Here is a 19,813-nt window from a genome sequence, read left to right on the forward strand (position 1 = left end):
AAACGTTCATTACGCTTAAATAAACCTCTTTATTCTTCTTATTTTCAATCAAAACAAATTAGAAACAAACCTAAAAATATTTAAACTTTTCAATTTATGAAACCAGTAATCATGATGCTTCAGTTGTCGAGGCTATATTGTTCACCCTTTCTTTTTTTATTTACATTTTTAAGCACTACGCTGTTTGCCCAACAACAAAATGGTTTAAATAAAGGGACTTACACGATTTTAGACAATAATGCCAATAATTTGCTCAGAAAGTCAAAAGCTTATTCGGTGTCTATTGGACTTATAAAAGATGGAAAAGTTTATACCAAACATTACGGAGAACTGGATAAAGGGGAAGGCAATAAAGCTGATAACAAAACCAGCTTTGATGTTGCCTCAGTGACAAAAGTGATGACAGGGTATTTAATGGCAAAAGCTGTTTTAGAAAAGAAAGTCAACCTTGACGATGACATCAGGAAATATCTTGATGGATCATATCCAAATTTAGCGTTTCAAGGTATTCCTGTAAAAATCATAGATTTGGTTTCTTTTAAAACTGCTTTTGATAGAGAAATCCCAGATAATAGTCAGATAAGAAAGATTAGTGATGATAGCACTTGTTTTCGTATTAAGAAAATGGATGAAAGTTATAGTAAGAGGCAATTTTTGGAAGACCTGAAAACGATACAGTTAGATACTATCCCTGGCAAAAAGCCTAAATACAGCAATACAAGCCTCGAATTGTCAGCGCTTATTTTAGAAAAGGTGTATAATAAAAACTTTGAAACACTTTTGAACGAATACTTTTTTTCTGCAACAAACATGAACGCTACCAAGCGTAATTTGAAAGTTGATCGTAACATTGCCAATGGATATAGCAGTAACCATTTGTTGATGCCCAATAGCTACACCAATTTATGGGCCGCAGGTGGATACAGAAACTCGACAATGGACGATTTAATCAAGTTTTTATCCTTTGAGTTAGATACAAAAAACAAAATAGTTCATGAATCACAGCGGAACCTTTCCGATAGCGATCAATCTTGGAATGGCTATTTTTGGGACGAAATTGGAGTGTCCGAAAATGGGAAGTATTGTTATAAGCACGGTGGTGCTTTTGGTACAAACACACTTTTTATGGTTTACCCCGAATTAAACATGGGTATATGTATCATCGTAAATATTACAGGCGAAAATACCTTTGGGAATTTATACGAAACTGTAGTAGAAATAGCAGAAGATTTGGAAACTAAATCGACCGAAAGAATCAATTATGGTTATAAATTAACTCATGATAAAGTGGTTTTTAGTTATCAATATAACAAGAAGCTAAACCCAAAATTAATAAAAAGCATATCGGTTGCAGGTTCATTCAACGATTGGAATCCTAACAATAAAGCTTATCAAATGCACTCAAAAGGCAAAAATGTTTTTGAACTTGAGTTGCCCAAATCACAATTTGAAAAAGGTAAAACTTATGCTTTTAAGTTTGTGATTAACCAAAATAATTGGTTACTGACTCCCCAAAATGCTTTGAATACAGACAAAACAGCAGATAACAACTTGACCTTTAAAATAGACTAATGGAAATACATATCCTCAAGCGCTGACAAAAAAGTAAATATCTCTGTAAAATCAAATCACCTTTTTTATTGAATCAAGCCGAAATGTATTTCGGCGGTAGGATAGACTATTGCTCAAACCTAAATCTTTTTAAACCAATCATCTTATGAAACAGATATTAGTTGCGTTACTTTTTGTGATAAGTCAAAGTGCTGTTTTGGCTCAAAAAAATGCTGTGATAGACGATTTATTGAGTTCTTACGAAAAAATCAACCAGTTTAGTGGCTCGGTATTAGTGGCTGAAAAAGGGAAAGTCATTTTCGAAAAAAGCTATGGCTATCGCAATGCAGTCAAACAAGAAAAGAATACCAATAATAGCAAATATAGAATTTACTCAACAACAAAAGTATTTACCACCATTGTCATTCTAAAACTACAAGAACAAGGTAAGCTCTCGTTGGAAGATAAGCTTTCAACGTATTTTCCGAGTTATACCAAAGGAGATAGTATTACGATTAGAAATATGTTGTCTCACACTTCAGGAATTCCCGAAACTGAAGAGGCAAACAATGAAGAAGAGCTGTTAAAACAACTTTTGACTAAGCCACTAGACTTTTCGGTTGATACCAAATGGAGTTATTGTAATACGAATTTTTATCTGCTAGGTTATATAATTCAAAAGGTAACTGGACAGCCGTATGAGGAAGTTATTGCCGAGATGATTCTGAAGCCTTTTCAAATGACACATAGTGGTTTTCATTTCAACGATTTGAAAGATGAAAATAAAGCGCTAGGTTATGAATTTATAGTCGGCGAAAACTCCAATGAAGCATTACGTTTTAAGTCTGATCATCCTTATGCCGCAGGAGCCATGTATTCGACCGTAGAGGATTTGTACAAATTTAGTGAGGCATTTTATACGGGTAAAATCATTGACACTAATTTGGTCAAATATATGTGTAATCCTTATTTAGAAGAGCATTATGGACTTGGACAAGAAGTGTATAGTATTCAAAATTCGGATAAAATATTGGTTGGTCACGGTGGTCTTGGTCCTGGTTATAGATGTAGATTTATCAGAGACTGTGAGCAAGAAGTTGCCATCATCCTATTAGCCAATTCAGAGATGGTGCCTATTGACAAAATTGCAGAAGAAATTACAGGAATCATATATAGGAAGTCGAAAAAGAAAATCGAGGTAGGTAAAAATGTAACTCATAGTGATTTGCACCAAATAGAAGGGATATACTCTTCAAAAGAAGGGACTTTTTACGTAAGAATTGTAGATGGAATGGTGGTATTTAATGGAAGCATACTTCCACGAGTTCCGCTAATTCCAGTGACAAAAACTTTGTACCAATTGGTTGATAGTTTTACTTTTAACTTTAAAACTGACCAATTTGGTAAAATAAAAGCTATTACAGTTACTAATTTAAGAGGCGTTAAAACCGCAGAAAAAATATCAGATACTTTTCCTTGGGGAATTATTGGAACGGCTACAACGAGCGGTTGGGATGGAAAAGATATAGTGATGCAAACTAAAAAGGGTAATCCCCATCTTTATTATCTCAAAAACTATCCTTTAAATGCTGGAGAATTAAGGTTTCGATTAAACAACGATTGGAATAATAGCTTGGCTCTCAATAATGATGACAAAAACCTATGTTATGATGGATATAACATCAAAATAAAAGAAACAGGCAAATATGATATAGTGTTGGATATGACTATCGCTTCAAAGCCACGGTTTTCTATGAAAAAATTATAAAGTAGAACCTCTCTTGTATATTTGTTAGAAAAAATCATCCATTTTATTTTCTAAGAAATGAACAAACTAAAAGTTATTGCTTTTGATGCTGACGATACATTGTGGGTGAATGAACCCTATTTTCAAGAAGTGGAAAAGAAATTTTGTGAAATGATGGAAGATTATCATCCTCAACACACCATTTCTAGGGAGTTACTTAAAATCGAAATCGCCAATCTATCGCTTTATGGTTACGGAGTAAAAGGCTATATTTTGAGTATGATAGAAGCTGCTTTGCAAATTTCGGGTAAAACCTTGTCTATCGAGGCTATTCAAAAGATTTTGGAATTGGGAAAAGAAATGCTTGAAAAACCTATCGAGCTTCTTGATGGGGTAGAAGAAGTATTACAACAACTTCAAGGGAAATACCGCTTGGTTGTAGCCACCAAGGGCGATTTGCTTGACCAAGAACGAAAACTAAAGAAATCAGGTTTGGAAAAATATTTTCACCATATCGAAATCATGTCAGATAAACAGGAATCTGATTATCAAAAACTGATTCGTCATTTGGACATAGCACCTGAAGAGTTTATGATGATAGGAAATTCCCTAAAGTCTGATGTTCTGCCAGTATTAACATTGGGTGGAATAGGCGTTCATGTGCCTTATCACACCACTTGGGCACATGAAACTGTCGAGCATAAAGTCGAACACGAAAACTTTTATCAGTTTACCCATGCCAATGAAGTACTGGCTATTTTATAAGTATTAATACTGAATTGTGAATGTAGTTTTTTAATTATCAATATTTTACAATAATGCCGAAGTAACAAGAGTACTAAATATTGATACTCATTTGTTTGTTCAATATTTGGTGTAGTTTTCTGAATAAATGTTCTGATATAAATCTTGATGAAATTTTCTCTTGGCGCTGTAGGTGGGAAGGAACAAAACATCGTTTGTTTTCTTTCGCACCTACAGCGCCAAGAGCTTTTTTTTCTGAAAACTTTTGTAAATATTATCTATCCAAATAGTAGCAATGATGAATTTCAGGTATGTTGAATTCATCATTCACAATTTATCAAGTCCCTCTCCAATATTATTCTGCTAGTAGATAAAATCACCTGCCTTATCGTAGTACAGTTACCGTTGGTATAGAATCAGGGCAGCAAATGAGGAAAATTACTTATCTTGCCGTTTTTACCAACAATAAGACGATTGTCTTTCCTCAAACACTTATTTACATGATTCAACAACTACGTAAAACAGCATTATTGCTGAAAATCCTGTTGCTATTAGTCGCAATAGGAAGTTCAAACTCCTGTTATGCCCAAAATAAGATTTTGACCAATCTCCTCGAAATCGGTGGAAACGTAACCGATTCACGTACTGGAGAACCTATCGCCAATGCAAGTATCTCACTTGACTTTAAAAAATCTGGGTTTATTAGTGATTCTTTAGGGGTGTTCAAATTGTATTTGCCCAACGGCGAATATGTAGTCAAAGTAAGTGCTGTAGGCTACAAACCATTTCGAACACGGGTTGTTCTCACCAAAAATGTTCAACTTTCAATCCAACTTGATGAAATCAGTAAAACTTTAGAAGAAGTAATTGTGTCGAGTCAAGCCATTCGAAAAGATGTTCAAACTCCATCTTTGGGTGTGACTTTGCTCAATATCAAGGGTATCAAAAAACTTCCTGCCATGATGGGCGAAATTGATATTATTCGCTCTATTCAAACGCTTCCTGGGGTTTCATCTGTGGGAGAGGGATCAAATGGTGTCAATATTCGAGGAGGCAATGTAGATCAGAATTTGATTTACATCGACGATATGCCCATTTTTAATCCTACTCACTTATTTGGTTTGTTTTCAGTATTTGCATCGGATGCAATTCGTGAATTGGAACTGTACAAAGGAGGTATCCCTGCCAGATTTGGTGGACGTAGTGCAGCGGTATTAGATATAAAAGTAACTGAACCAAGCACTGAGAAGTTTAAATTGTCGGGTGGTGTAGGTTTGGTGTCCAACCGAGCTATGGCTGAAATTCCTATTGTTAAAGAAAAACTCTCTGTCTTGGTGGCAGGTAGGGTTTCTTTCAACGATTTTTTATTCAAGTGGTTAGCACCCGATAATATGAAAGGAACAAAGGCAAATTTTTATGATTTTGCCTCAAAGGTATTTTATCGACCCAACAAGAATAATACTATTACACTTTCGGCCTATTTGAGTAAAGATTACTATCAAGTTGACTCCTTGTTTAGTCTTGAAAATGTGATAGCTTCTAAAACACAATTTGATTATGGACACCAAAATGCCTCGATTCATTGGAGTCACTATTTTGGTCCAAAATTAAGTATGGAGATTGTGGGCGTTACCAGTTTGTACAAAACTCGAACGTATGCTCCTGACTCGGTAAATAATATTGATTTGCGCAATCAGGTTTTTTATAATAACCTGAAGGCTCAATGGGATTACTTGCCCGATGAAAAACAGAAGATTAACTTCGGTATCAGTGGTATTCGTTACGATATTCAACCAGGAAGTTTGAATAAGGATGTGAAATCGCGTATTGCAGCAGTAGAAATTCCTAAAGAACAAGGAATGGAGTTTGGGATATTTGTTGATGATGAATACAAATTTAATAACAAATTGACTGTACAAGCAGGCTTGCGTTATGCACATTATCTGGCATTAGGTGCAGGGACAGTAAATACTTATTTGACTACAGAGCCCAAGTCCTTGAATACCATAGTTAGTACTAGAACATACGGCAGTGGAGAGGTTATGAAAACTTATGGCGGTTTTGAGCCGAGATTGACGATGAAATATTCTATTGACGAAAAGAACACGTTGAAGTTGGGATATAACAGAATGCAACAGTTTTTCCAACTTATCTCCAATAATACGACTCCTTTGCCTACAGCTCGTTGGAAATTGGCTGACGAATACGTAAAGCCTCAGTATAGCGATTTTTATACAATTGGTGGTTTTCATTCATTCAAAGATGAGATTTGGGAATTGTCTGCTGAAGGATATTACCGAAATGCACATCATATCTTGGATTATGTTTCAGGAGCCAATTTACAGCTTAATAAAAACCTTGAAACGCAATTAATCTCTGGTCAAGGAAAAGCGTATGGCTTAGAATTAATGCTTACCAAAAGAAAAGGAGAAGTAAATGGCTGGTTGAGCTACACTTATGCAAGAAGCTTGCAACAAATGCTAGGTGATTTTCCAAGTGTGCAACAGATTAGCAATGGCGATTGGTTTCCCTCTAATTATGACAAGCCTCATAATTTTAATATGTTGGTTAATATTCAACCATCAAAACACCATAGCTTCTCATTTACGTTTGCTTATCAAACGGGTCGCCCTGTTTCATCGCCAGTTGGGTTGTTTCAAATCGATAACCAAAAGTATCCTGTGTATATTGCTCGTAACAACTCTCGTATTTCTGATTATCACCGTTTGGACTTTTCATGGACTATTACAAACCCTTCCCTCAAGGAGAAACGTTGGGAAGGCAGTTGGACGTTTACGGTGTATAACATCTATGCAAGACAAAATGCTTATTCGGTATTCTTCAAGCCTGTTGCCTATGGTGTACGTCCCTATGAGCTAAGTGTGTTTGGTGCACCATTTGTTTCGTTGACCTATAATTTCAAGTTCTTATAAAATTTATCCCTGCAATTGTCATGAAGCGTTATTCATATTTTTATATAATCATTTTTGTCGTATTTAATTTGATAGCTTGTATCAATCCTGTAAGTGATTTTGAACAAGCTGCATATCTGAAATTTATCACAGTAGAGGCTTCTTTGTCAGACCTCGCCGAAGCACAAAGAGTAAAACTGTATTGGTCGGCTGATCGAATCGACGGAACAAGCGGTTTTACGCCAATTACTGGGGCTAAGGTATGGTTAACTACTGCTTCAGGTTCAACTATCAACTATTTAGAGTCAGGTGTAACTTCTTCAAAGGGAGTATATTCTACGCCAGATACATTTAAGGGAGTTATTGGCGAAACTTATACCTTGCATTTTCGCTTGTCGAATGGTAAAGAGTATGAATCATCACCCGAAAAAATGCGTAACTCGCCTGAGATTGAAAATTTAATTACAAGATTTGAAATCAATGATGTCTACGGTAAGGCTGATCCTCGGAGAGCAGGATTTAATGTCTATGCCGACTTTCAGGATGACCCAGCATCAGGAGACTATTACCAATGGTTTTGGAAACATTATGAAAGAGCAGAATATTGTATAACCTGTTATAGTGGAGCCAAGTATAACTTTTCAACAAGTAATTGTGAGCCTCCTCGTATTCCGACCGACGAAGTTTGGAATTATGTGTGTAACGCCCCATGTTGGAACATGACCTTCAGTAATGATCTCAATATTATGTCTGATGCTCTTATGAATGGACAACGATTGACAGGTAAAAAAGTAGCTAGAGTACCTTTTGATAATTATTCAAATTATTACTTAAGGCTCGAACAGCGCGCTATTACCAAAGATGCCTACGATTATTACCAAAGCCTAAGCAATCAAACCCAAAATACAGGAACCTTATTTGATGTTCCTGCTGAAACTCGCTTTAGTTTAAATATAAAATCTAAAACCGATGCATCAGAGAAACTGCTGGGTATTTTTGATGTGTATTCTGTAAAAAAACGAGTTTTTTATATTGACCGCCAAACGGGTGTACCTGCTGAAGAAAGACCCTTAATGAATTATACGGTAGGAGAGGTATATACCTGTCCGCCTGGGGCACCCAATTGTCAGGATAGAGTACCTTGTTTAGAAGGGCTGTATCGAACGCCATTCAAACCAGAAGGTTGGACTGATTAAGTGTTGTATCTTTGTCTATCTTTTTAAATTCTTAAACAAAAGCATAAGAGTTGAGTTAAAAATTAAGAAACCTTTTCGAACTTTGTATCGTAGGTTTGTTATCCCAAACTAATAGGAGGCCTGTGTAGGCAAATTAACTCAGATGGAAATAGTAAAAAATCAAAACATGCAAACTTCTGTGACCACTTCTCAAAAAAATATGAAAACTGGTGTTCTTATCGTAAATCTTGGAACTCCCGATTCGCCCAATACGCCAGATGTACGAAAATACCTTCGTGAATTCTTGATGGATGGAAGGGTTATTGATATCCCTGTGGCTTTTCGTTGGATGTTGGTCAATTTGATTATTGCGCCATTTCGTTCGCCAAAGTCAGCAAAGATATATCAAGAACTTTGGGAAGAAAGAGGGTCACCCTTGAAGTTTTATGGGGAAGATGTCGAGAGTATGTTACAAAAAGAGCTAGGAGATGAGTTTGAGGTAAAATTAGCTATGCGTTACCAAAGTCCAAGTTTGGATGTTGTGTTAGAACAATTTAAAAATTCGGGCTATCAAAAAATCATTGTGATTCCATTTTTTCCTCAATATGCCTCTGCTACGACAGGTTCAGTATATGAAAAAGTGATGAAGATAGTTTCTCAGTGGCAAATTATCCCTGAAATCAAGTTTGTTAATACTTACTACGACCATCCAAAGTTTATCGAGCATTTTACTACTGCCGCTCGCAAATACATGGATTCGCATGAATATGATTACTTTATTTTTAGTTATCATGGCGTGCCTGAGCGTCAGATTCGCAAAGGCGATTGTACAGGTAAGACTTGTAATTTTGGCTCATGTTGCGATACAATTCACTCGTTTAATCAATATTGTTACCGTGCACAATGTCATGAAACAACTCGTTTGATGGCAAAAGAATTGGGTTTAAAAGAAGGCACTTACCTTACAACCTTCCAGTCTCGTTTAGGTAGAGACCCGTGGATACAACCCTATACCGAAGATACCATTAAGAGACTAGCTAAAGAAGGCAAGAAAAGCGTGCTTGCATTTTCACCTGCTTTTGTTGCTGACTGCCTCGAAACAACTATTGAAGTAGGAGAAGAATACAAAGAAGTTTTTGAAGAATTAGGGGGAGAACATTGGCAACTTGTAGAAAGCTTAAACAATTCTCCAATTTGGGTAGATTTGTTGAAAGATTTAGTTTCCAAAAATTCTTAGGCTTAATCTATATTTGGTTACATTACTTTACCCGTCTTGTCTTACTCATATTGATGTAGACAAGACGGGTAATTTTTTACACCTTTTTAAATGTGTTCAGGAATTCCTGTAAATTTGTTTTCAGGTTGAGTATTTCGTAAAAAATAGTCCTAAATACACTTATATGATTGCCTATAAAAATTATCAATTTAAGTCATAAATAAATGATTAAAATCGAGGAGCCTCTCTTGAGAAAATATTGAGAGTTTATATTTCTGTATTCTTTAAAAGGAAACAATCCTAAAATGTGATGAAAAATGATACTATACTTAAAACTAAAAAAGATATAAAGACTTTTATAGTAGCTATTTTGAATCCTCCTACTCATGGACAAGGACTTAAAAAAGCTCAAGACGCATATCTTAAACATATAATCAATTTAACAAACTAACCATGCTATCTCTCATACTTAGCGTACTTTTTTCAGTACTGTTACTGGTAAATTTTAGGCTTCATCCCAATTTTAAAGTAAATACTTTTCAGGCAATTATTTTAAATTATCCTGTTTGTTTTCTTACAGGGTTATTGATGATGCCAGCTCAACAGCATTTCGAATTTAATATTCTCAATACAGGTTCACAATATGCTTTATTGTTAGGAATAGGGTTTGTGGTAACGTTTATTCTATCTGGTATCTCAACCCAAAAAATGGGTATGACAGCCACTTCTTTGGCAAACAATATCTCTTTGGTTATCCCTGTTATATTTAGTTTGTTGTTTATTACAAAATCTGGCAGTTTTGATGCGCTCAATTATGCAGGTCTGGCATTGGCAATTGGCGCTGTAGGTTTGAGTACTTTCAAAAAAGAGGAGGCAAAAGATACAGATAGTAGCCGTAATTGGTTATTACCTCTGGCTGTATTTGTGATGTATGGCATAACGAATACAGCATTTAACTTTCTGTCGGCAGAATTTATCAAGACCGATGAACAGCGCATTCCATATACCCTTACAATTTTGATTGGCTCAATGGCGTTTGGTGCTTTGGTATTGCTATATCGTAAAATCCAATTGAATGAAAATATCAACTTCAAAAGTATATTAGCGGCATTCCCCTTAGGTATCCCTAATTTTTTGTCTTTTTACTTTTTGCTAAAGGCACTTAGTGATTACGACAACAACGGGGCTTATGTATTGCCTTTATACAATATTAGCGTTATTATGGTTTCGTCTTTGGTTGGAATTGTTTTCTTCAAAGAAAAACTCACCAAGCTTAATTATCTTGGTTTGTTACTAGCACTAGTTGCTATCTTTCTAATTAATCATCAAGGATTTTTCTGAAAAAAGAGTTATTCTGAATTTTAAAGAGGCGGTCGAAAATCAATTTTCGACCGCCTCTTTTTGGATCCTACATAATTAATCGGTATAGACGCAATGCATTGCGTCTATACCGATTAATTATGTAGGATTTTTTAAAAAATCACTCATTCACTCAATCTCAAATCACTCAATTATTTATTTCTTACTGATAAATTTATTTCCTTTTATATAAAATCTATAAGGTAAATCTGCACCTTGTGTTATTCCGATACGAGTAGTCGTAAAAATGTCATTTTCATCAATACTATGATGTGGAGGAATTAGACTAAGAGCATTTGTTTTGACATTCCAAAAGTTCATATCCATTCTAATACCAAATGCCTGAACTAACTTGGCTGGACCAGAGCAAAGATTCTTAATAGAATCTGTTTGGCGTCTCATTTTCATTAATTCAATTCCTTCTGTTGGTTCTAAAGCACGAATTAATACAGCCTCACCGATTTCTTCGTCATTTCCCGAAATATTAAAACAATAGTGCATTCCATAGATTTGGTAAACGTAAATAGTACCAGGTTTACCAAACATAGCGGCATTTCTGTTAGTTTTTGTTTTGTAAGCATGACACGCAGGGTCACCTTGTAGATATGCCTCTGTTTCAACGATTATTCCTTCGTAGCGTCCTTCATCGGAATCGAGTCTTAATGTCCAACCTAATAGCGCTTTTGAAAGGCGAAGGGTGTTTAATGCAAGCAATTCATCTAAATTCATCTTTTATTATTTTTATCAACAAAGATAAAATAAAGATAAGTTTACAAAAGAAATGTCTTCGCTCATTTTGAAGCCTGCTCTTAGGTCTAGTTAATGGTTATAAACAGAAGAAGGCGCTCGATATCCTCAAGCGCCTTCTTATCTTATGATTTAATTAAAGAACATTAGATGTCTGTTCCTTAATTTTTTCCAATTCGTCTTTCATATTTACGACCAAACGCTGGATACCAACATCATTGGCTTTTGAACCGATTGTGTTGATTTCTCGACCAATCTCTTGTGATAAGAAATTCAGCTTTTTCCCATTACCTTCTTTCACGATAGTTTGGAAATAGTCAAGGTGTGTGCGTAGACGTACTTTCTCTTCCGAAATATCGTATTTCTCAACATAATACACCAATTCTTGTTCGAAGCGATTTTTGTCGAAATTCTCATCCTGTAACAAATCACTCACCGATTTGCGGAGGCGTTCTCTTACCCCAGGAATACGAGTTTTGTCTAATTCTGCAACTTCAGTTAAGAGATTACCGATACTTTGTGCATATTCGATAAATTTGGCTTGCACGATAGCGCCTTCTCTTAATCTAAATTTGTTACATTCTTCCAATGCTTTATTTACAGCCTGTACAATGACTTTCCATTCAGCTTCACTTTGTTCTTCCGAAACAGCGTCGGTATTAAAAGCATTGGGCATGGTCAAAGCAATTTTTAATAACTCGGTCGTTTCGATATTGCCAAAAATTGCAGCAGTTTCAGTCAAATCTTTTACATACGCTTGAACTAATGCTCTGTTGACAGAAGTTCCTGCGGTTGTATCAGTATATTGTACCTGTAAATTGAATTCTATTTTACCTCTTTCTAATTGCTGTGTGAGAATATTACGAATCTCGATTTCTCTTGAAGAAAAGGTTTTCGGAATACGGCAATATATATCAGTGAATTTAGAGTTCAGGCTTTTGACTTCGGCTGTTACAGTGAGATGATTTGCTTCTACAACTGCCTTCCCGAAGCCTGTCATTGATTTCAACATAGTTATTCAATATTTTACGTTCCCTGCAATTTGCAGGTAAAAATTGATTTGTCCAAATAAAATAGAGGAGGTATTTATAATTAAGGATGAGTTCGGAGTGGAGAATGGTGAGTTAGTATTGTGCTAAAGTTTTCAAACAATGGTAGATTTGGGATTGCTGATTTCGGAAATATTGAAAATACGTTTATTCCTCAATTATAGCTGTTATAAAACTACTTGAAAAAAAGCGGTCGAAAATACTTTTCGACCGCTTCAGATACAAAGCTTTACCTCTTTACTGCTAAAAGAATCACTAAATCACTCAATCAGCATTCACTCAATTGTAAGCTGAAATACTAAAGTGATTTGATTTTGATACTACGGTACCAAACATCATTACCATGATCTTGTAATACGATATGTCCTTTCAAAAACTTACCAAAATCGGGCATATTTTTGAATTTACTATTTGCAATTAAATCTTTCCAGTTTTGGTCATCCATACGAGTTTCAACTACCTTTACACCATTCATGAATACCTGAAGGCTTCCTTTGTTACTGATGATTTTAACGGTATTCCATTCACCTACGGGCTTAGCTGGTTCTGATGATGATTGAATCAAATCATAAAGGTCGCTTGCACGGTGTTTTTTGATTTTACCATCTGGGTGACCATCGTTGTCGATTACTTGGATTTCAGGACCTGTAAACCAACCATAAGCATATTTTGCATCTTCTTGGCTATTGATATAAATACCGCTGTTGCCATTTTGTGAAATCTTCCACTCAATACTCAATTCAAAGTTTTCAAACTCTTCGTTGCTTACTAAGTCGCCTGAACCTTCTTTGCCTTTTGAAGTATCATATTTCAAAGCACCATCCGACACAACCCAGTTGGCTTTTACTTCTTTGCTTTTCCAAGTATGCCAACCTGTGGTAGACTTACCGTCAAACAATAAACGCCATCCTGATTTGATTTCTTTTTTAGAGAGAGTATTTGGAGTTTCTTTAGCTTGTAGGCTAAAAACCGATGCTGAAAGCATTAAGCAAGTAATTAAACTAGTTTTTTTCATGTAATAAAGGGAATTTAGAAAATGGGCTGATTGGGGAAATTGTACAATCAAATACAAAAACAAATGTAATACTCTATTCCGAATATTATGCCCTGATAAGGAGGGAAACTTTCATTCTATTACGGATTTGAAATTTCTGATTTTTGGAAATATGGAAGAATATATTCATTTTATTTTATATAAAAAATGGGATTGAAACATCATGTTGCAATCCCAAAAGTATTGAGGATTCGTGTAAGATAAGTTTTTACCTATAACCGAATTATTTTTTCTTTTTTACTTCGAAGAAAATAGCCAATCCTAGGAGACCTACTAACAAGAAGGAAGCGATAAAGTCTATTTTTGAGCCTTTGGCTACCACTTCTGGTTCAAACTTGAACTCAATAGTGTGTTTGCCTGCTGGAACAACTAAGGCTCTCAATACGTAGTCTGCACGTAAATGTGGTTTGTATTGTCCGTCGATATAAGCTTTCCAATCTTGATTACCACGATAGAAGATTTCTGAGAAAACTGCTAATTGTTCTGAGCTAGCGTTTGAGCTGTAAGTCAAATGATTGGGCTTATAGTTTGTAAGCGTAATTTTGTTATTGATAGAATCCGCTTTGATAACTGATAAGCTGCCTAACTCTGGCTTGAATCTTTCGTCAACAACAGCTGTCTTTTTAGGATTAAAGTTTGTCAACGCATTGATTTCTTCATCTGCTGTAGGTACTAATTTGATTTCTTGTACAAACCAAGCGTTGCCACAAGCTTCAGGATTTAGTTGTACTGTTGGATTGCCTTGAGCGCCCGGTACTATTACATACTTGGCATTAAGCATATTTAATACCTGAAGATTCAATGGATTTTTAGAAAGGTGATGCTCCACTAATTCTTGGTATCTACGCAATTTAGCTCCATGATAACCGCCTAATGACTGATGATAATATGACATTTTGGCATCGCCTACGAAATTTGTTGAAAGGTCAATTACTTTGTAAATGCCTTTATCTTTCATAATTTCTGCATCTATCGGCGACGGTGCTGTATTTTCTTCTACCGCTGCTTTGTCGATAAATGAATCATTGTTGAAATAGCGTTTATCTACTGTAAACAAGTCAAGTGTTACCAATAAAATCAACACTGGATATAATACCGATTCTTTGATTTTACCTTTGGCAAAAGCCCAAATTGCCACAGCTGTAATCGTAATGTAGATAAATGTACGGAAAGCATCAGCACGCAATAACGAAGCTCTGTCTTTAACAATCGCATTTAGTATTTGGGTGTCGAAAGACTGATTGCCTGATAACTGGAAGGTGGCGTCGTTCGGAGAACGGAAACTGAAAAATAAATCAGGAAGCAAACCTAAGATTAAAGAGAAACCTGCTGTTAAACCAAAACTGATAAGTAAATCTTGTTTGATTTGTTCAAATGTTAATTTTTCTTCTACAATACGTTTGATCGCTAATACAGCCATGGTAACTAACGAAAGTTGCACAAGACAAAGAATCATTGTCACCGCTCTAAACTTATTGAACATAGGGAAATAGTCAAACATCAAATCATTAAAGAAGAAGTTTTTGCCCCATGACAATACAATATATAAAACTGTAGTGCCGATTAGCCAATATTTTAATGAACCTCTTACTACAAAGCATCCAAGCAAGAACAAGAAGCAGATTACTGCACCAGCGTATGCAGGTCCACCAACAAAACTTTGATCGCCCCAGTACGCTACACTTCTTTCTGAAAATCCAAGAGCTACGTCTTCTGGTTGTCCGTTATCAATAAGTACCTTGTATGTTTCTGATTTGTTGCCACCAAGCGAACCACCTGAAGCCCCTCCTCTAAAATTTGGAATAAGCAAAGTCCCAGTTTCGCCAATACCATAGCTCCAGTCAAAAGCGTAGTCTTTATCCAAGCCTCCATTTGACTGCGTATTTGATTTCAATTCTGATTTACCTCTGATTGTTTCTTTAGAATACTCTAGGTTACTCCATAAACGCATAGCGTGGTTAGCAGCACCAATACCCAACGAACCAGCTAGAATTGCTAATGAAATAGCCAGTTGTTTTATCTGTCCAGCTTTTATTTTTTCAATAGCTTCTGCCACAATCAATATTCCCCAAGATAAGAAAAGGTAATAGGTAATCTGGACGTGGTTGGCGTATAGTTCTAATCCCATAAATAAGGCCGTCAGTGCTGCACCAATCCAATACTTACCACGCATGACCAGAACAGTACCAGCTAATACCAAAGGAGCAAATGCCAACGCCAATACCTTAGAGTTATGTCCTGCGGGGATAATAACCATATTAAAAGTTCCTAAGGCATATCCAATAGCTCCCAAAACAGATAGCCAATTGTTGAGACCTAGAATTATCAAGAAAATATACATACCAAGCATTTCCAAGAAAATCATATTGATAGGGCTAGGTAGTGCATTATTGGCATACTGACCAATTCTAGTCGTAATACTATTGGGATATTGTGCCGAAATCATATAAGTAGGCATACCTCCAAACATAGAGTTGGTCCACCAAGTAGTTTCACCAGTACTTTTTCTAAATTCGACTGACTCGTGAGCGGCTGCTTGAGCCATCTGAATATCATGTTGCTGAATGACTTTGCCTTTAAGGGCTGGTGATGCGTAAATCCCTGCCAATACCGCAAAAAATACAATCGCTACAATGTGCGGAAGGAATTTTTTGAATGAAAATTGCATGTTTTGTGAAGTAAGATTTTCTTGGTTTAATGAATACATATCTTATCTGCTATGAAACAAAGATAAAAGGAATCCTTCATTCATAAATGAACTTGTTGACACTTTCGAGAGTTTTTATATCAGTTTCTTGGACTAATTACGTTATAGGGACAATGATTATTGGATTTTTATAAGAAAATCAGTCGATTTTTATCGTTTTTTGATTTCTTTCCTCAAAAATTCAAACCTTTTATCCTTAACTTTGTCAATACGTATAATAATACTCATAACTAGATATAATGAAAAAGTTGATTTCGATTATCACGTTTGCGGTAGCTGTAAACTTATCTGGTGCTCATGCACAAGACTCAAAGGCTGGCGCAATCATTGATGCTATGCAAAAAAAATATAAGTCGATGAAGTCGTTTAGTGCTACATTTACTTATGGTGCCGACGGAAGTAAGCAAGCGCTAAAAGGTGACATTACTGTTAAAGGTCAAAAGTATCGCTTGAAACTGGCTGGTCAGGAATTATTCAACAACGGCAAAGATGTTGCAACTTATATTAAGGAGACCAACGAAGTAAATATCTCCGAATACGAACCAAGCGAAAATGACTTGAATCCAGCAAAAGTTTATTCTTTCGATAAAAAAGGTTATAAATATACTTTTGTAGGAGAGTCTAAAGAAGGTGCAAACACTTATGAAGTGGTGGAGCTTTCTCCTGAGAAAAAAGGCGGTCAAGTTTCGAAAGTAAAAATCAAAGTAAATAAGGCTGATAAATCTGTTGGAGGCTGGACAATTATTGATAAGAGCGGGAAGCGTCAAACATTTAGTGTGATTAAGTTTAATCCTAATACAAATGTTGATGACAAATTCTTTTCATTCGATAAATCTAAATATCCAGGTGTAGAGATTAACGACCTTCGCTAGATAATAGACATAAAAAAGGCTAACTCATAATTGAGTTAGCCTTTTTTATGGAAGATAGAGAATCTTATTCAGGCTTTCTTAATAACCATAATCCAATAAAAGTAATAGCTCCGTTTACTAATAACTTCTCAAATCCGAATTGATAGCCATTTAACCATGCTTGTGAGTTACTATCAATAATGTACGTCAGAATCGGAGAGGCAACACATAGATAGGGAACAAACTTGTCTTTTACAGGAGTTTTCGTAAACAAGCCAAATGAGAATAGCCCCAACAATGGTCCGTAAGTATATCCTGCTATATTGAATACTGCCGAAACGATAGATTGCTCACTAAAAGCATAAAAAATCATGATTACTACAAAGAACAATGCCGAAAATCCAATATGTACATAATGCTTGATTTTGGTACGTTTTGATTCTTCATATTTTTCGATGTGCATAAAGTCGATACAAAAGGCCGTTGTTAAGGCAGTAAGCGCCGAGTCGGAACTTGCATAGGTAGCGGCTGTAATTCCAAGTAAAAATGTTATAGCTGCAACGGTCCCAAAATGTCCTCCTAATGCCAACATTGGATATAACTGATCTGTTTTAGCTGGAATAGCGAAGCCAATTTTATCTGCATAGATATATAACAGAGCACCAAGAGCGATAAACATTAACGTTACTACGGCAAACGTACAGCAAAACCAGAACATATTCTTTTGTGCCTCGCCAATGTTTTTGCAAGTAAGATTCTTTTGCATTAGGTCTTGGTCGAGCCCTGTCATTACGATGGCAATAAAGGCACCAGAGATAAAGTCTTTGACAAAGTGATGTTTGTAAGAGAAATCATCGAAGAAAAACATTTTTGAATACTTGCTTTCTTGAATCGTCGAGACCATTTCTGAAAAATTTAAACCAAGTTTATCGTTGATTAAAATAATCGTTAAAGCCAAGGCTGTCAAAAGAAAGAACGTTTGTAAGGTATCTGTCACAATAATCGTTTTAACACCACCTTTGTAGGTATATACCCATATCAAGGCAATTGTAACTAAGGCTGATACCGCAAATGGAACGTGCCAATTGTCAAAAATGGCTAATTGTAAAACTTGTACTGCTAAGAACAAACGGGCTGCCGAGCCTAAAGTACGGGCAAGAAGGAAAAAAGCTGAACCTGTTTTATAAGACCAAAAGCCAAATCGTTTTTCTAAATAAGTGTAAATAGAAATAAGATTTAACTTATAATAGAGAGGGAGCAATACCGTTGCGATGACAAAGTAACCAACAAGGTTTCCTAAGATGATTTGGTAATAAGAAAGTGAAACTTTTCCGACATCTCCAGGTACTGAAATGAACGTTACACCCGAAATCGATGTTCCAATCATACCAAAGGCGACTAACCACCAAGGAGATTGTTTATTTGCCGTAAAAAAGGTATTAGTATCTGCTCCTTTTGACGTAAAGTGTGCAACAACTATTAGAAGTAAGAAATAAACTGCCAATATGCCAAAGGCTAAACCTGTGCTCATAATTTTTAAGGTTGAGTTGATAAGTAAATGCTTTAATTGGGTGTTTGATAATAAGAAAATAATACCTCCTTTGTACCAAAAATGAAAGGCAAAATTGATATTTTTTGTTAAATTTGCTAATAGAGCTTAGAATATATTTCTCTGCTCGTAATTAATGTGTTATAATCCAATAAGTTAAAAATAATAAATATTTCACAGATGCGCCCATTTGAACAATTTGAAGAAGAAGTAGATGTACTGGAGGATGTCAAAGATACCGACCAATACGACTTAGTAGTCTTCAATGATGATGTCAACACGTTTGATTATGTTATCGAAACGTTGATTGACGTTTGTGGACACACCCCAGAACAAGCAGAACAATGTACCATCTTGATTCACTTCAAAGGTAAATGTTCTGTTAAAAAAGGTTCTTTTGATGAATTAGCTCCAATGCGCAATGATATTTGTCGCAGAGGTCTTTCTGCTGAGGTCATGTAATATTCTTTTACTTGTCCTTATTAATTGCTTACCACGTTGAATTATCCATCCAAATTAATTGAACAGGCTATAGACGAAATAGCTAAGTTGCCGGGCATAGGTAAAAAATCCGCTCTGCGTATGGCTTTGCATTTGCTCAAGCGAGATGAAAAGCATACCTTAAAACTCGCGGAGGCTATAGTTGCTATGCGTACACAGATTCGTTATTGCGAACAATGTCACAATATTTCGGATACCGAAATATGTGGGATTTGTGCTAGTAAAAAACGTGAAGCTTCACTAGTTTGTGTAGTCGAAGATGCCCGTGACGTATTAGCCATCGAAAATACATCTCAATACAGAGGCTTATATCATGTATTGGGAGGGATAATCTCTCCACTTGAAGGTGTAGGACCCGCAGATTTGAAAATAGAATCTTTGATTAATAGAATAACGAATTCTAAAAATACAGATAATCCTATTACAGAAATTATCCTCGGGCTCAGTCCTACGATGGAAGGAGACACAACAGCTTTTTATTTGACTAAACGAATTAAGCCTCTTGGTGTCAAAATAACAACCATTGCAAGAGGTATTCCTATTGGAGGAGATTTAGAGTATGCCGACGAGATTACGCTTGGTCGTAGTATCGTAAGTCGGATTGTTTATGAATAACAATGTTTATGGCACATTGCCCGTTTTACTGAGTAC

Annotated in this window: 15 protein-coding genes; 10 read left to right on the forward strand and 5 right to left on the reverse strand. The window is 35.7% G+C overall.

The genetic code is table 11. From position 1 onward, the window contains the following. Positions 1 to 96 precede the first annotated feature (96 nt). The 7 genes from QM491_RS23785 to QM491_RS23815 all read left to right on the forward strand — a co-directional run bounded on the left by QM491_RS23785 (position 97) and on the right by QM491_RS23815 (position 10,686). Entirely contained in the window at positions 97 to 1,572 is a 1,476-nt protein-coding gene (locus QM491_RS23785) for a serine hydrolase (protein WP_283330050.1), read from the forward strand. 145 nt (positions 1,573 to 1,717) lie between these two features. Further along, a complete protein-coding gene (locus QM491_RS23790; protein WP_283330051.1) occupies positions 1,718 to 3,319 on the forward strand; it encodes a serine hydrolase in 1,602 nt (533 codons plus the stop codon). Positions 3,320 to 3,376: 57 nt separating this feature from the next. Continuing rightward, entirely contained in the window at positions 3,377 to 4,063 is a 687-nt protein-coding gene (locus tag QM491_RS23795; RefSeq protein WP_283330052.1) for an HAD family hydrolase, read from the forward strand. 479 nt (positions 4,064 to 4,542) lie between these two features. Continuing rightward, the gene (locus tag QM491_RS23800; protein WP_283330053.1) at positions 4,543 to 6,975 is read left to right on the forward strand and encodes a TonB-dependent receptor; all 2,433 of its coding nucleotides are present in this window, start codon (positions 4,543 to 4,545) and stop codon (positions 6,973 to 6,975) included. A 20-nt stretch (positions 6,976 to 6,995) separates the two neighbouring features. Beyond that, positions 6,996 to 8,150, forward strand: a complete 1,155-nt coding sequence (locus tag QM491_RS23805) for a DUF4249 domain-containing protein (RefSeq protein ID WP_283330054.1) — start codon at positions 6,996 to 6,998, stop codon at positions 8,148 to 8,150. 166 nt (positions 8,151 to 8,316) lie between these two features. Beyond that, entirely contained in the window at positions 8,317 to 9,366 is a 1,050-nt protein-coding gene (gene hemH, locus QM491_RS23810; protein WP_283330055.1) for a ferrochelatase, read from the forward strand. A gap of 432 nt (positions 9,367 to 9,798) precedes the next feature. Then, positions 9,799 to 10,686 carry an EamA family transporter gene (locus QM491_RS23815; protein ID WP_283330056.1) on the forward strand — a complete coding sequence of 296 codons (888 nt, stop codon included), beginning with the start codon at positions 9,799 to 9,801 and terminating at the stop codon, positions 10,684 to 10,686. 174 nt (positions 10,687 to 10,860) lie between these two features. On the opposite strand, the gene QM491_RS23820 is transcribed toward QM491_RS23815, so the two are convergent. The 4 genes from QM491_RS23820 to QM491_RS23835 all read right to left on the reverse strand — a co-directional run bounded on the left by QM491_RS23820 (position 10,861) and on the right by QM491_RS23835 (position 16,222). After that, positions 10,861 to 11,433 (reverse strand): DNA-3-methyladenine glycosylase, encoded by a 573-nt coding sequence (locus QM491_RS23820; RefSeq protein ID WP_283330057.1) that lies wholly within the window; start codon positions 11,431 to 11,433, stop codon positions 10,861 to 10,863. Positions 11,434 to 11,587: 154 nt separating this feature from the next. Beyond that, a complete protein-coding gene (locus QM491_RS23825; protein WP_283330058.1) occupies positions 11,588 to 12,463 on the reverse strand; it encodes a YicC/YloC family endoribonuclease in 876 nt (291 codons plus the stop codon). Between the two features lie 335 nt (positions 12,464 to 12,798). Further along, positions 12,799 to 13,515: a 3-keto-disaccharide hydrolase gene (locus tag QM491_RS23830; protein ID WP_283330060.1), complete on the reverse strand. Its 717-nt coding sequence runs from the start codon at positions 13,513 to 13,515 to the stop codon at positions 12,799 to 12,801. Between the two features lie 262 nt (positions 13,516 to 13,777). Beyond that, positions 13,778 to 16,222, reverse strand: a complete 2,445-nt coding sequence (locus QM491_RS23835) for a putative glycosyltransferase family protein (RefSeq protein ID WP_283330061.1) — start codon at positions 16,220 to 16,222, stop codon at positions 13,778 to 13,780. Positions 16,223 to 16,500: 278 nt separating this feature from the next. Between QM491_RS23835 and lolA1 the strand changes: the two genes are divergently transcribed. Beyond that, entirely contained in the window at positions 16,501 to 17,133 is a 633-nt protein-coding gene (gene lolA1, locus QM491_RS23840) for an outer membrane lipoprotein periplasmic chaperone LolA1 (protein WP_166550147.1), read from the forward strand. A gap of 64 nt (positions 17,134 to 17,197) precedes the next feature. Here the strand turns inward: lolA1 and QM491_RS23845 are convergent, their stop codons facing one another. Next, the gene (locus QM491_RS23845; protein ID WP_283330063.1) at positions 17,198 to 18,643 is read right to left on the reverse strand and encodes a sodium:solute symporter; all 1,446 of its coding nucleotides are present in this window, start codon (positions 18,641 to 18,643) and stop codon (positions 17,198 to 17,200) included. 198 nt (positions 18,644 to 18,841) lie between these two features. Here QM491_RS23845 and QM491_RS23850 point away from each other — a divergent pair, with 198 nt between their 5' ends. Together QM491_RS23850 and recR are read left to right on the forward strand one after the other, a co-directional pair. Further along, positions 18,842 to 19,123, forward strand: a complete 282-nt coding sequence (locus tag QM491_RS23850) for an ATP-dependent Clp protease adaptor ClpS (protein ID WP_166550149.1) — start codon at positions 18,842 to 18,844, stop codon at positions 19,121 to 19,123. Positions 19,124 to 19,159: 36 nt separating this feature from the next. Beyond that, on the forward strand, positions 19,160 to 19,777 hold the full coding sequence (recR, locus tag QM491_RS23855) for a recombination mediator RecR (RefSeq protein ID WP_283330064.1): 618 nt from the start codon (positions 19,160 to 19,162) through the stop codon (positions 19,775 to 19,777). Positions 19,778 to 19,813 lie beyond the last annotated feature (36 nt).

The sequence above is a fragment of the Flectobacillus longus genome (assembly GCF_030056705.1).
Taxonomy (GTDB): Bacteria; Bacteroidota; Bacteroidia; order Cytophagales; family Spirosomataceae; genus Flectobacillus; species Flectobacillus longus.